General features: G+C 63.7%; 10 protein-coding genes and 1 pseudogene. 7 read left to right on the forward strand and 4 right to left on the reverse strand.

Going from position 1 to position 14,510, the window contains the following annotated elements:
* Positions 1 to 77 precede the first annotated feature (77 nt).
* The 5 genes and pseudogenes from A6F68_RS13350 to A6F68_RS13370 all read left to right on the forward strand — a co-directional run bounded on the left by A6F68_RS13350 (position 78) and on the right by A6F68_RS13370 (position 5,256).
* Entirely contained in the window at positions 78 to 1,805 is a 1,728-nt protein-coding gene (locus tag A6F68_RS13350; RefSeq protein WP_067681127.1) for a type I secretion system permease/ATPase, read from the forward strand.
* On the forward strand, positions 1,802 to 3,157 hold the full coding sequence (locus tag A6F68_RS13355; RefSeq protein ID WP_067681130.1) for an HlyD family type I secretion periplasmic adaptor subunit: 1,356 nt from the start codon (positions 1,802 to 1,804) through the stop codon (positions 3,155 to 3,157). The genes A6F68_RS13350 and A6F68_RS13355 overlap by 4 nt, the downstream gene beginning before the upstream one ends.
* 104 nt (positions 3,158 to 3,261) lie before the next feature.
* A pseudogene (locus tag A6F68_RS15100) lies at positions 3,262 to 3,618 on the forward strand (ATP-binding cassette domain-containing protein); the annotation flags it as partial.
* A gap of 112 nt (positions 3,619 to 3,730) precedes the next feature.
* Entirely contained in the window at positions 3,731 to 4,297 is a 567-nt protein-coding gene (locus A6F68_RS14790) for a S8 family serine peptidase (protein WP_418368984.1), read from the forward strand.
* A gap of 122 nt (positions 4,298 to 4,419) precedes the next feature.
* Positions 4,420 to 5,256 carry a hypothetical protein gene (locus A6F68_RS13370; protein WP_067681138.1) on the forward strand — a complete coding sequence of 279 codons (837 nt, stop codon included), beginning with the start codon at positions 4,420 to 4,422 and terminating at the stop codon, positions 5,254 to 5,256.
* Between the two features lie 515 nt (positions 5,257 to 5,771).
* Here the strand turns inward: A6F68_RS13370 and A6F68_RS13375 are convergent.
* The 4 genes from A6F68_RS13375 to A6F68_RS13390 all read right to left on the reverse strand — a co-directional run bounded on the left by A6F68_RS13375 (position 5,772) and on the right by A6F68_RS13390 (position 11,940).
* Positions 5,772 to 6,803 (reverse strand): alpha/beta hydrolase, encoded by a 1,032-nt coding sequence (locus A6F68_RS13375; protein WP_232308153.1) that lies wholly within the window; start codon positions 6,801 to 6,803, stop codon positions 5,772 to 5,774.
* Between the two features lie 52 nt (positions 6,804 to 6,855).
* Positions 6,856 to 9,258 (reverse strand): TonB-dependent receptor, encoded by a 2,403-nt coding sequence (locus A6F68_RS13380; RefSeq protein ID WP_084001836.1) that lies wholly within the window; start codon positions 9,256 to 9,258, stop codon positions 6,856 to 6,858.
* Positions 9,259 to 9,334: 76 nt separating this feature from the next.
* The gene (locus A6F68_RS13385; RefSeq protein WP_084001837.1) at positions 9,335 to 10,765 is read right to left on the reverse strand and encodes a DUF1254 domain-containing protein; all 1,431 of its coding nucleotides are present in this window, start codon (positions 10,763 to 10,765) and stop codon (positions 9,335 to 9,337) included.
* Entirely contained in the window at positions 10,762 to 11,940 is a 1,179-nt protein-coding gene (locus tag A6F68_RS13390; protein WP_198152613.1) for a DUF1254 domain-containing protein, read from the reverse strand. Before A6F68_RS13390 ends, A6F68_RS13385 begins: the two co-directional genes overlap by 4 nt.
* A 223-nt stretch (positions 11,941 to 12,163) precedes the next feature.
* On the opposite strand from A6F68_RS13390, the gene A6F68_RS13395 reads away from it, so the two are divergent.
* Complete coding sequence (locus A6F68_RS13395; RefSeq protein ID WP_067681152.1) at positions 12,164 to 13,147, forward strand: LysR family transcriptional regulator; 984 nt, start codon at positions 12,164 to 12,166, stop codon at positions 13,145 to 13,147.
* Between the two features lie 111 nt (positions 13,148 to 13,258).
* Entirely contained in the window at positions 13,259 to 14,287 is a 1,029-nt protein-coding gene (locus A6F68_RS13400; protein WP_067681155.1) for an MBL fold metallo-hydrolase, read from the forward strand.
* The last annotated feature ends 223 nt before the right edge of the window (positions 14,288 to 14,510 follow it).

Genomic DNA, 14,510 nt, shown 5'->3' on the forward strand with positions numbered 1-14,510 from the left:
GGAGCGAGCCCGACAAGCTGGCACGTCCCGGAGCTCGTCGATTGGACGCGTATATCATACGCGTTATTGGACTGCAGATGATCAAGATAGACGAGGCTTTCGAATCTCCGACGATTGCCGCTGCGTTTCGCGCGTGCCGAACGCATTTCGCGGCCGCTGCAGCCGCGAGCTTCCTTCTCAATCTTCTCTTCCTCGCACCTGCCATCTACATGTTGCAGGTGTACGACCGGGTGGTCGCAACGGGGGGCAAGCTGACGCTCCTCTATATCACCATCGCACTGTTGCTTGCGTTGGCGACCCTCGCCCTCCTCGATGCTCTTCGCGGCAGGATCCTCATCCGCGCCGGGTCCCGCCTTAACCGCGAACTCGCGCCGCGCGTGCTTCGCAAGATCGCGTCGGGCGGAAACGATGCGGTCGGTGCCGAGGCGGTGCGCGATCTCGACACCGTGCGCCAAACGGTCGGGGGGCCCCTTGCCGCCGCCATGCTCGATGCGCCTTGGACCCCTGTATTCATTGTCGTATCGTTCCTTCTGCACCCATGGCTGGGCCTTTTCGCGTTGGCTGCCACGGCGGTGCTCCTTGCGCTGGCGCTGCGGAATGAGCACGCAACGCGGGCCCAGATGGACGGGGCCTCCCGCGCATTGGGCCGATCATATGCATCCCAACAGATCGTGGCCGCGCGCGCAGGCACCGTGCGTGCGCTGGGCATGCGCGAACCGCTCGTGACGCGGCAGCTTGCCGATCGGGCGGTGTCGCTCGATCTGCTGCAGCGAGCACAGTTCATCGGCGGCCGATACTCGGCAGCGATCCGGTTCTTCCGGCTTTTCGCCCAGTCGGCGGCCCTCGGTATCGGTGCCCTGTTGGCGATCGACGGGAAGATTTCCGCAGGGGCGATCGTCGCCGCCTCGATACTCCTTGGCCGCGCGCTGCAGCCGGTCGAGGCGCTGGTGTCTGGCTGGACCGGATTCAGCAGCGCGCTTACCGCACTGCGGAACCTGGCCGGCCACCTGCCGGGCGATCCTGCCGACGATGCGTTCGAGCGCACCCGTCTGCCCGCACCGACCGGACTGATCGAGGTGGAGAATCTCGTCGTCAGGGCACCAGACGGATCGCGGCCGATCCTGGCCGGAGCTACCCTCCGCGCGGCCCCGGGAGAGATCCTCGGCATCATCGGACCGAGCGGATCGGGCAAGACGACACTGGCGCGCGTAATCGCGGGCGCCTTGCAGCACGACCTCGGGAGCGTACGCATCGATGGAGCGCCCTATGATGCCTGGGACCAGGACGAACTGGGAGCCCATATCGGATTTATGCCCCAGGAACCGAGCCTGCTCGATGGCACGGTAAAAGAGAACATTTCACGCTTCGCCGAGTGGCGCGGGGACGATGCCGCGCAGATCGACGCCCGTACCGTCGCTGCAGCGCAGGCTGCGGGCATCCACGAATTCATCATGCGCCTACCATTGGGCTACGAGACGCGAATAGGCGGAATGGCAAGCGGGCTGTCGGCCGGTCAGGCGCAACTGATTGCCTTCGCGCGTGCTCTCTACGGCGATCCGTCAGTGCTGGTGCTCGACGAGCCCAACGCCTTTCTCGATAGCGAGGGAGAACGCGCGGTGGTGGAGGCGATGATCGCGGCGCGCGACCGGGGCGCCAGCGTGATCGTCATTGCACACCGGCAGGCCGTACTCCAGCCGGTCGACAGTCTCGTCCTGCTCGGGCTCGGCCGGACGCAGGTATCTGGTCCGCGCGACGAGGTCCTGGCCAAGTTGACCGGGCCGCGTCCCACCGGAGACGAGTCATGAACGCCATCGTCGAGAGTCGTGCGCGCGCGACCTTTCCCGTCGACCCTGAAGCCGATGATCCTCGGAGTGAAATTCGCACAGGCGCAATCGTCGCATTCGCATTCTTCGTCGTGATGTTGGGCGGAGCGGCATTCGTGCCGCTCGATGCAGGTGCCTATGGCAGCGGGAACGTCGCGGTATCGGGCAACCGGCAAAGCGTGCAGCACCGCGAAGGCGGTGTGGTCACCGCGCTCCACGTCCGCGAGGGCGACCGAGTGCGCAAGGGACAGGTGCTGGTAGAAATGGCGGCTCCCGACCTACGCGCATCCGAACGGGCGATGAGCGGCAACTACCTGACACTTCTGGCGCAACGCTCACGATTGATGGCCGAAAGCAGCGGCGCGGGACGCTTTGCCGCGCCGCCGGAATTCGCCGACCTGTCGCCCGAGGACCAGCCCCTCGCCGAACGCGCGATGCGGCTGCAGACCGCACAGTTCCAGGCGCGCGCTGGCTCGCTCGCCGCGCAGAAGGGTGTGCTCGGGCAGCGCAGCCGCCAGCTCGACGAGCAGCGCGGCGGTTATGCCGAGCAGCGCGCGGCGCTGGTGGAGCAGCAGCGCATCATCGCTGAGGAACTGGCGGGCCTGCGCGAACTGGCCGAGCGTGGCTTCGCTTCGAAGAACCGGGTGCGCGAGCTTGAACGTGCGCAAGCCGCCCTGAAGGGCCAGGAAGCCGCGATGGCCGCGGAAATGGCGCGCGCGGCGGAGGGAATGGGGGAAAGCCGGATGCAGTCGCTCTCGCTGAGCCAGTCGATGCGCGAGGAAGTCGCCGCCGATCTGCGCGACACCGAGGTCAAACTGCAGGAGGTCCTCCCCAAGCTCGTCGCCATCCGCGAGCAGCTGCGGCGAGCAACGGTACGCGCGCCGGCAAGCGGTCAGGTCGTGGGCCTGTCCGTGTTCACTGTCGGCGGGGTCGTTACCCCGGGGCAGACGCTGATGGACATCGTGCCCGACAACAAGGCGCTGGTGATCGAGGCGCGGGTCTCCCCAGACGACGCCAGCGAGCTTTATCGCGGGCAGAAGGTGCAGGTGCGCTTTCCCAGCGTGCCCGATCGCACACTGCCGATCCTGACAGGCAGGCTGGTCACGGTTTCGGCAGATTCGTTCTTCGACGAGCGTGCCGGCCGCCCCTTCTTCCGCACCGAGGTCGAGGTTCCGCCGGCCGAGTTGCAACAGGTCCGCCAGTCGATCGGCAGGGGCGAACTGCGGTCCGGGCTTCCGGTGGAAATCGTCATTCCCACGCGTAAACGCACCGCCCTTCAGTACATCCTCGAGCCGCTGACCGGATCGTTCTGGAAATCGTTCCGCGAGCAGTAGGCAGGCCCGGAACGCGACGGGCCCTTGCGCCTTGCCCCCTCGCCGCTCACCCCCTATCTGGCCGCCAACTCCAGACACTTACGAACACCCGAAGGACACGCCCGATGGCCGCCCAGTACGCATACGTCATGAAGGACATGACGAAGACTTTCCCCGGCGCGCAGAAGCCGGTGCTGTCGAACATCAACCTGCAGTTCTACCAAGGCGCCAAGATCGGCATCGTCGGCCCCAACGGCGCGGGCAAGTCGACGCTCATCAAGATCATGGCGGGCATCGACAAGGACTTCACCGGCGAGGCCTGGCCGGGCGAGAACATCACCGTCGGCTATCTGGAACAGGAGCCCGAGCTCGACGAGAGCAAGACGGTGCTCGAGAACGTCAAGGACGGCGCGCGCGCGACCGCCGACATGGTCGAGCGCTTCAACGCGATCGGCATGGAAATGGCCGAACCCGACGCCGATCACGGCGCGCGTGGGCGTTATCGACGGAGCGCCTGCCGCCGGTATTCCGGTTGCCGCCAGCAAGCGGTTCGCTGCCGGGGCTCCGGTCGCGAGCAACCACGGAAGTGCGGTCGTGTCGCTGCTACATCGCGCAGGGGTCCGCACAGTCGCCGTCGCCGACGTGTACGGCAGGGATCCGGCTGGTGGCAGCGCCAGCGCGCTCGCGCGCGGGCTCGGGTGGCTCGTTTCGGGCGGGGCCAAGGTCGTCAGTATGAGTATCGTCGGCCCGGACAACCCGCTTCTTGCCCGCGCGATCGCCTCTGCGCGTTCGAAAGGCGTGGTGATCGTCGCGGCAGTCGGCAATGACGGGCCTGCGGCACCGCCGGCATTTCCCGCGAGCTATCCCGGTGTGATCGCCGTAACCGGAGTCGATGGGCGCAACCGCGCGCTGATCGAGGCAGGGCGGGCGCTTAAACTGGATTATGCAGCGCCCGGCGCAGATATCGTCGGCAGCGATGCCAAGGGACGGATCGTCAAATTGCGGGGGACCTCGTTCGCCGCTCCGCTTGCCGCCGCCAGGATTGCCGCGGTCATCGAAGGCGATTGGCGCGCAAAAGCCGACGCGGAAGCCGTCGACCTTGGGAGAAAGGGGCCCGATCCGGTCTATGGTCGCGGTCTTCTGTGCGGAAACTGCCGTTGAATATGAGCACCTTACGGATTTTCTTCTTGGACCTGCGGATGGATCGCGAACGGTGATCCGTTTTCCTTTCGACGGATGGCGACGCCGCCATTTTGTTCGAAACGGAAAAAGGACATAGACCCATGAAGGCCATCTTCTTCACATCCGCCGCCCTTCTTCTCGCCGCGGCGCCGGCACAGGCCCAGCTTCTCGGCGGCGGCCTTGGCGGCAGCCTGGGCGGGACTCTCGGCGGTGCAGGCTCGCTCGACATTCTTACGCGTTCCATCGAGACCGTGACCCGCGGCGCCGGCTCGGTCGGCAGTTCGACCGAGGGTTCGCAGTCGGTCGACCGCCGATCGGGACGCGTTTCGGCCAATCGCAAGGCGTCCGCACAGGGCTCGGGCTCGATTGACCAGACTGTGACAAGCCCGCTCGGAGGCCTGACCGGCTCGGGCTCGGGTAGCGCGCAAGGCAGCGGAGCAGCCAGCGGCGACGCACAGCTCGTCGGAACCGATGCGGTTCGCAACCTCGCCGGCAACACCGCGGCCACCGCGCGCAGCCAGGCGATGATGGCGCGCGACACCGCCAGCGGCGCGGTGGAACGCAGCCGTTCGATCGGCGGCAGCGCGAACGGAGCGGCCACGGGCACTGCGAGCGGCATGTTCTCGGGCGCAGCCGGTCAGCTGGCGCTGGCGGGTAGTGCCGCAGGGCAGGCCGCAGGGACCTTTGACATCGCTCCCGGAATGGCGGTGCTCGACAAGAGCGGCGACCAGATCGGTTCGGTCCGCCAGGTCATCGCCGACAGCCGCGGCCGCGTGGAGCAGCTCGTGGTAATGACCGAAGACGGTCCCGCAACGATCCCAGCGGGCAACTTCACCGGTTCGGGCTCGCTGCTCGTGTCCGCGATGAGCGAGGGCAAGCTCGAGAAGACCGCGCGTCGCCAGGCCGAAGAACAGCCCACCGCCGACTCCGCCAACTGACCCTACCGTAAAGGCGGAGTCCCTCCCGGGAAGTCCGGGTCGATTGAAGGATCGGCCCGGACTTTTCACGTCCGGCCCGCCGGATATTCGAGACAGGAACAGATGAGGCTAGTTTTCGAGGTCGCAACGGCCTTTTTGACCTAAGCGGTGCCTCTACATCTAGCGGCAGGCTGCCCCACTTGCCGTAAGGCGTCTTTGCAGCTTGCCACCCCTATAAGGCGACTGTCTGCTTCCGGCCCAATTTTTGACCCTCCGTCACGCGCCTTGATCTTGGTCATTCGCGAATTCGGTAGAAATCACAGCCAGCTGACGTCGATGATCAAACAACTGGCGGGTGACCGAAGGTCGGATAAGTGCGGATGAGCCGCGCGTATTGACGCGCAATCGAACTCAATCGCGGTGTTTTACCTTGAATTTGGAGAAACTAGGTTTGCTAGCTGCAAATACAATTTATAGACAATGAGCGGCTCAACTGCATGCGACTTTATGGTACAGAGAACAAATTGGTAAATGCACTATACTTCCCAATCGTCTCGTAAACTGGGAAATTCAAACATCCTCCTAATCGCATTTATTTTCGCGCCAGTGAACCAGCTTGCGAGCGAAGTCGAGGAGGCGTGAGCGTCGAAACCGTGGAAAGCTCCTGGAACAACGAGCAGCTCGGTCGGGACCCCGCACCGGATCAGCCTGGCTGCGTAATCGATGTCTTCCGCAACGAACAAATCTATTCCTCCGACGCCGATGAAGGTCGCCGGGAGGCGGGAGAGGTCTCCATGTCGTGCAGGAACGGCATGTATCGCCTTTCCGTCGGGCTCGCCTTCGCTGCCCAAAAACGAGCGCCAACCAAACGCGTTGGCCTGCGCAGTCCATACCAATCGCCCCACCGCCGGTGGGAATCCGGTGTTCGAGACGGTGCGATCGTCGAGCATCGGATAGACGAGAACCTGGCCAGCGAGCGGGATCGCGTTCCGGTCGCGCGCGGCGATCGCCAGGAGTGCGGCGTGTCCGCCCCCCGCACTTTCCCCCATCAGGACAATCCGGGCCCTGTCCACCCCAAGAGAATGTGCTTGCTCGTATAACCACCGCAAACAGGCATAGTTCTGCTCGAGCGAGATGGCCCAGGGCGCTTCCGGAGCCAGCGCATATTCGACCGTGGCAATCACGCAATCGAGTTCGGCTGCGATCTTCTGCAGGCGCGGAACCTCCCTCCGCGCCGAATTGAGCACGAAACCGCCGCCGTGCAGATGGAGGATGGCGGGCTTCAACCGCCCCTCTCCTGCGTTGATCAGGTAGACGGTGATCGGTCCAAGCGCCCCGCGAGGGGCTACGGTCAATGTCCGGACGGGAGGCTCCGGTTCGAAAGGCCGGATAGCTGCTCGGCTCTTGTCGCGCAGGATCGGCAACGTCGCGGCGTTCAAGATGGGCGGTGGACCCCCTGCCAACAGCGCTCGTGCCGTCGCCCTGAGTTCCGGGGCGACGGCTGCCAGGATGAGCTCATCCATGTCCTCGATTGGATCGGCTGCGAGCGTTGGAAGGCCTTCGACCAATGCGGCGATCGCAGTGGCCTTGAGCACCTCTCTCCGAGCGATCGGCATCGCGCTAGAAAGTGGCTCCCAGCCTTAGGCCGAACTCGCGCGGTGCGCCAATGAACCCGCGCATGATCGTTTGCCCGGTGGTCGTGTTGTTTCCTCCGAAAACGCCCGCGAGCGGTTGGGGGAACGACGAGGTAAAATAATCCGCGTCCGTGACGTTGAGGACATAGCCCGTGATCGCCAGGTCTCGATCGGGGAAATCCAGGCGCAGACTGATGTTGCCGATGTTCTTGGCATCGGCACCGTTGACCGAAAAACGCAGCGCAGACTGATACGCATAGTCCCCCCGCAGGGTCAGCCTGTAGCCGGGGCCAAAATCGCCCGTGTTTGCCTCGAGGAATGCATGCACTGACCAGTCGGGAGCGATGCCGGTTGGAGCGCCCGTCAAATCCTGGATGGTAGGATTGCCGTTGACGATCTTCTCGAAGCCGACACAGGAATTTACGACTGCGGCGGAGCATCCCGGTAGACCGGGCGCGGTCGGGTTGAACAGATAGCGAGAATTCAGATATGCGCCTGAGATACCGGTCGAGAGGCGCTCACTCGGCTGGAGAGCAAGTTCAAATTCCACCCCTTTCGAACGGATGTTACCTGCATTCCGGATGACGAACATGGTGCCATCGTACGAGCGCTGCTGAAAATCATCGATATCCATGAGAAACGCGTTGACGTTGAGCTGCATGAGACGATCGAACAGGGAGGCCTTGACCCCTATTTCATAATTCTTCGATGTTTCGGGCGCAAAGTTGCGGGTTGTCGCCGTCAGCGCCACGGGAGAGTTTGCGTTATTGAAACCACCGGATTTGAACCCCGTGGCATAACTGGCGTAAACGAGTGTTCCATCAATAGGACGCCACGTCAGGTTTGCGCGCCAAGTCGTCCGGTTGGCACTGGTTTCGAGTGTGGTTTGCTCGGTCGATGCGAGTGAGGCCGCGCCCGGGTTAGACCGAACTCCGACGAAGCTTCCGGTCTTGCGACCCGCGGTATACCGGGAGCCGAGCGTGGCCGTCAGGCTTGGGAAGATCTTAAAATCCGCCTGCGCATAAGCTGCATACGTCCTATCGTGCTGATCGAACTGGTTATTTGCGGCGTTAACTTGAGGGCCGGCGAGGCATGCCGGCCTGCCGGCCGCGCCCACGACCAGCGCGCAGAATCTCGATCCAAGATTGATCGTGTTCGTTGTCGCGTAATCCTCGACCGCATAATAGAGGCCTGAGACGAAACTCAATTTGCCTCCGGCCAGGGTGTCCTTGGGCGAGATGAGCTGCAGTTCATGGTTCTGCGTTCGGCTCTCGAAACTGGCACCGCGATAAAAGATGTCGAGCGTCGTCAAGGCGTTGTCGCCGTCGTTCTGCCGATTGCTCCAATCGCGATAAGAATTCAGCAGACGCACCTCAAATCCGTTCCCCGCCGCTAGGGACAGATCGCTCGACAGGCCATACTGCCGGTCGAGCACAAGCGGGTCGACCATGCGCTGGTTGACGATGTGCGATGTATTGCCCGACAACGCCAGGGCGCCACCGGCTGCGGCGATCCGGCTCACAAAGGTATCAAGCTGCGGCTGGGGCGATGCGTCGACATCGATATTGCTGGGGTTCAGGCCGTCGCCGGTGATTTGCGCATAATCGGCCCGCCCGACCCAGGTGAGGGCCGGGGTGATTTCCCATTTGGCCGACAGGCGACCTGCCAGCGTCGTGGAAGCGCCGTACGTTTGCTTGTCGAAAAGGTTATACGCGTGGCCATCCGTGGTCCGCGAAACGCCGGCAACGCGCAGGCCGAATGTCTCGGAAACGGGTACATTGCCCACGAACAACGCCTTGAACGTGTTGAACGACCCGTACTCGAACTCGGCGCGGCCATTCATTTCCGACAGATCGGGTGCATTGGTCGTGATCGCAATAGCCCCGACCACGGCATTGCGCCCGGAAAGCGTTCCCTGCGGTCCGCGCAGGACCTCCACGCTGGCGACGTCCAGAAAGGTGGAAATGATCGCGCCTGGACGCGGCACGAACGCACCGTCGAGCGACGTGGCGACATCGGAGTCGATCGCTGCGTTGGCCCCCGTCCCGAACCCCCGGATCTGCAAGGTGACGCCGGCTGCCTGTGACAGCTTCGCGATGCGAAGGTTGGGAACCACGAGCTGCAGTTCGGTAACGTCGCGAACACCCGATCGCTCGAGCTGGGCGCCCGAAAGCGCCACGACCGATAGCGGCACGTCGTTGACCCGTTCCGCTCGCTTCTGCGCCGTCACGACTATGCCGCCGAAGGCCGCGTCGCCTCCGTCGTCGTCGGCCGCCGCCATGGATGGGTCCGTCGTCGTCGGCGCTGCTGCATCTTGCGCGTGGGCCGCGGTAGCAGTGACCAGCGCCAGCGTAGCTACGCCAGAGCACACTGTCGGCTTAAGTTTCATGATCCTGCTCTCCCCTGGATGTGAATCGTTCGTCTGCGACCGGTTTCTCGTCGTGATCGGATCCCCTGCCGTGCCCTCATTCGATCCGGTCGATCATCGGCAGGGTCCGTTCGAGGAACGGATCGTGCAAAATGGACTGTCCGGGCTGGTAGCAACGAAAGGTGATCGCGAAGGGGCCGGACTGTGTCGCCGGCATCCAGTTGCTCAATCGATCCGCGGCGGGGGTTCCGCCGACGGCCACCTTGATCGCGCCATCGGGTTCGACCGCGACCGCGGGATCGCGGCCCACGACCGCGTATTTGTCGTCCGCATTGTCGATCAGGTTCGAACCGCTGTCGTAACTGGTTAGCGACCAAAAGGCCGCGCATTGCGACACGAACGCCTGCGGCAGCGTCACGGTGTAGGTCCGGGCACCGTCGAGCGGGCGCCCGCTCGAATCCTTCAGGGCGCGGAAATAGATCGCCTCTTGCGGACTGTTGACCACGAGGCCGAAAATCGCCCCGGCTGCCCGGCTCAGGAAATCGCCTCCATAGTCGCCGCCGCGGAAGTCCATGGTCCAGCCGCGCAGCTCGCCCCCGCGATTGCGAATCTTCCAAGCGACGGTGCTCGGACCGGCTTCGAGCGCACGTGTCAGGCCTCGCTCGATGGCTGGGTTGCCGAGACCGATCGGACCCGGCCGGGCGGGGTCGAAGCCGATCGCCATGAACGCCGAAAGCCATGCCCGGTCGCGCTCGGGCAGAGGGTTGCGTTCGAGAATCCGCGCGAGACGATCGTAAAAGCCCAGCAGGCCGGGCGCCGACACCATTTGAGAAACGGGAGACCCCGTCGTGGCTGCCGGCGGACCCGACATCCGGTACCTGTCCTGCACTTTCTGTGCATCCGGAAGGTCGGCGTCTCCCTTCACCGCAACGCGGAGGATAATCAGACCTTCGTTGGTCGGCGACTGGATGACCTTGCGCGCACGCGGTGCGCGTCCTTTCCAGTCCGGGCCGACGAGCAGATATCGGCCGGCACCGTCCCCTTGCGTGCGGTGACTGATATACCCGATGTTCGTCAGGCTGGCGTCGGCGATCTGCATCGCGGCATAGCGCCCGGGAGTCGCCGGGACGTCGATCTCCACCGGGCCCTGCGCCAGATCGAACGGCGACCACGAATAGAGCGTATCGACATTCGGTGCGCCGCCGGTGCTCTCCCTGGCGGTCATCAGGGTGGGAACGCCGGTCAGCGAATTGGCGGTAGGCCGCGGGCGGCCCGCGTCCGTATCCCGCGCGATGCGCCGGGCGCGCCAATCGTCGAAATAGACGTACGGCAATCCAAATTGATACAGGAGGAGGCCATAGCTGTAGGCCATCTCTTCCAAGGCCTTGGCATCGCGCGACGCGGGATCGCCGGACAATTTCAGCAAGGCTTGCGGGTTCTCGGGAGCAGCTGCCAGAGCCGCAGGCCCCTCGATCGTTCCCATCGTCGCCAAGAGGAGGCTAGCAAAAGGGTGGTTCAATGGGTTCATGACGCAGGGACCACGCTGGGGAGTCGGAAACTTCGGTCGAGCAGTTCGCGCCGGGGCAAGTAAGCCCTCAGCACGAGCTCGAACGCACCCTCGGGCGGAGTAGGCAGCCAGTTCGCAATGGGGCCGTCTGCGGGAGGATGGCGCTGCAAGAACACGGTGATCGAACCGTCATCGGCCCTTTGCAAGTTGTCCTGGTGGCTTCCCAGCGCGTGCCGGCCAAGCGCGTTGTCGAAGAGATAGCTCTGGCCGCTCGGCGTCCGCCGATACGCGGTCAGCGACCAAAACGCATCGACGGGCAGGCTCCCCGACGGGAGGGTCAGGCGCCAGCGCTGATCGGCGTCGAACTCTGTTTGGCCGTCGGGGGCCAGCGCCCAGAAGTACATCGCTTCCCGGTTCGGCAATGCGCCGAGGCCCTTGAGCGCGATCAGCGCGCGCGAGCGGTAGTCGGGCCCGAACGCCCCCATGTTTTCAAAAGGAAGGATCCAGCCGCATTGCCGCAATCCCGGCGGTGTGCGCAGCAGCTGGGTGCGTGCCTCCATAAACCCGTCGTGGATGGTGCGAAGCTCGTCTGCCGACCAGGGTCGGCCGCGGCCCTCGCCGGCAAGACCGAGCGCGGCGATCGCGCGCATGACCTCGTCCGGCGCGCTCGACGGGGGCGACTCGGCTAGAAGCCTCGTCAGGGTTTCGAGCACCACAACCGGATCGCCATCGGCGCGACACCCGGGGGCAAAGGCAGCCGATCCGGTGGGCCCCGCGATCCGGCATTGGTCCTGAAGTGCATGGAAATCGCCCAGGTCTTCGCGCTGGTCAACCTCGGCGCGGATCAGAAGCCATGCCCAGCGCGTCGGCGAGCTCACCGCGCCGGCGGCCGTGCGATCAGGCCCGGAGATCGAAAATCGCACGGGACTGCTGCCGCTCGTGCGCGACCCCAGCAGGGCGAAGTTGTTCGAATAGGTGTCCATCACTGCCACCGAGAGATACCGGTCGCCAAACGATGGCACGTCGATCGTGAGCGGCCCGGCCGACAGGTCGAGCCACGACGTGGAATACAGGGTGTCCACGTTGGGGGTGGTCACCGTCTGCGACGTTGGAGTGACCAGACTGCGGTAATGGAAAAACGTGTTGGGCCGCGTCCGGCGTGCGAAGGCTGCCCGCACGTTCGCCGTCTCGATCAAGGGAAGCCCGAAAGTCCAGACCGTCCGGGCGAACGCCCGGAGATCGCCTGCAGAGCGCAAGTTCAATGCACTTGTCGGAGACGATGCCAAAACTGCCAAGACGCTCCGCCGATCTACCAACATGCTTTTTGGTTTGCTCCCGAGGCAGGTCCTACCGGGTGACCTGAATTTTCACCAGAGCTATGACTTGCGCATGTTGATAGCTATTGGCTATGATTCATCGATGGATATCGGTTCGCTCGACCTGCGCCAACTTCGGCAGATCGCAGAGATTTGCCGGGCGGGCGGGGTGACGCGCGCGGCACACATGCTTGGCATTTCGCAGCCGACGCTCAGCAAGAGCATACGCCGTATCGAGGACCAGCTCGGCGTTCCCCTCTTTGATGTCCGGGGGCGCAGCCTTGTGCCGAATGTGCTCGCGCATCACATCGCCAGTCGGTCGGCGGCGATCCTCGAGAACGTGGAGAAGGTCGGGCGCGAAGTCCGCGCGATCGCCAGCGGCCATGGGGCACCCTTGCGGATCGGGGTAGGGGCGGCGTCGCGGCACCTCTGTGACCGCATCGTGCTTGCGGATCTCCTGAAAATGTCTCCGCACTTACGGATCGAAATGCATCAGGACGTCGTTCCAAATCTGATGCAGCGGGTCCGGTCGAGCGAACTGGATGTCGTGATCACCAGCCATCGCCGCGATGCGGCCCCACGCGGGCTCGTGAGCCTCGCCGTATTGCAGGATGACGTGTACTTTGTTGCGCGTGCAAACCACCCATTGCGGGGTTGCCGAGACGCCGACGTCCCGCGATTCCTCGAATATCCGATTGCCAGCCCCGGGCTCTATTTCGATTTCCAGCGCGCTCTGCCGACCACGCTGAACGATGCGCAGACGCGGAATGCGACTGCCTATGTCTGTCAGGATTATTCATCAATCTTCGACATGGTTCTGGCTAGCGATTCGATCACCTACGCGCCTTGGTTCATCATCGATCGCCTCTGCACGCCCGACAACGTCGTCGTCCTGAACGCCAAGATGCGCCTGTCGTACTATAGCTACATCTTCGTCAACGAGATCGCGGCCAGTTCCCCGTTCATACGAGGATCGGTCGAGGTCATCCGCCGTTCGATCGCGACTGCCTATGAAGACGGCATGCGCAGCGCAAAAACCCGCCGGCTCGAATTCGGCATCACGGATGGATATTCCGCGTCCAATTAGGCGAGGCGTTCGGTCGCCCGCAGTGCAGATCAGGGGAGATTGCCAGTGAAGACAGTCGTAGCCTCGCCTCTACTCTCAGTCGCTATCAACCCGGTTCCGTCCAGGGCCGCTGTGCCGCGCGAGGAAATACCTGCGCAGCAAGCGAAGCTCCGCGAACGGCGGGCGCCCGACATCGCCGTCACGCAGACGGAGGAGGGTCAGTCCGTCGCTTATGACGCATTCACGTGGCAGAGGCGCGAGCTTGCGAAGCGCCTGCCCCTCGACGAACCGTGGCCGGCGGAGAAGGACATTGAGGCGACTCTTGCGAGGTTTGATCTCGACAAGCCTCCCGTCAGCGAGGTCCTCCCCGCACCTTCGCGGGTGGCACCGGACGTCTATCTCGTGGCGAGCAAGACCAATCACGCCTACCTCATTGATGCGGGCCCGGCCGGCCTCGTCCTGGTCGATCCGGGCCCCGAGACGAATGTGGAGGTCATACTTGCCAATGTCGAATCGCTTGGCTTTGCCCGTACGGACATAAAGTGGGTCATCAATACGCACGCGCATTTCGATCATTCGATGGCCGATGCGCAATTCCAGCGGCTTGGCGCAAAGATATTGGTGGGTGAGGCGGACGTCGGCGCCGTCGAAAAGGGCACTCTGGTGACCGCCAAGTACGTCCTGCCGCCCGATGAGCAGAAGAGCTACCCGACGTTGGAAGTTGATTGGCCGGTCGACGATGGCGAAGAACTGCGGCTCGGCGACAAGACCATCCTTGCGATCGCCACCCCCGACCACACCGACGGATCCACCTGTTACGTTCTCCAGGCGGGGGGGCGGACGGTACTATTCGGCGGCGACACGATCCTGTTCGATTACCGTCTGGGCGCGCAAGGCACTCCTTTTGCCGATAACGAAAGATACGGGGCGTCCCTCAAAAAGCTGGCCACGCTGGGTTTGAACCCAAAGTCCAGTATTCGCTGGGACATTCTCCTCCCCGGACACGGCACAATCGTCTTGAACCGCGCATATCTCGACGTGTCGAAGGGCATGCGTCAGGTCCAGTTGGACCTCTCGGATGGAATACCGGTCAACGCATTGCCATTCGGCAACCTCTATTATCGGCAGATGATGTTCGGTCGACCGGTTGCGGCACGCTGAGCGCCGCGGCACGCGAATGAGTTTAACGCTCGGCACAGTTTGTTTGTCTGCTCTTCGAGTGGTGTGACTTTAGGCAGACATTCCGCTTCCGGCCCAGGAGCAGTCGATCAGCTAGGCGCCCTCGAGTCGGTCATTCCGGCCAGAAAGGTCAATGCCCGAAAGTAGCCGTCCATTCAGAAAAGCCCCCTCGACAGGTTCCCGCCCTCATTTCGGCCATTCGCAA

The organism is Tsuneonella dongtanensis, assembly GCF_001698205.1.
GTDB lineage: Bacteria > Pseudomonadota > Alphaproteobacteria > Sphingomonadales > Sphingomonadaceae > Tsuneonella > Tsuneonella dongtanensis.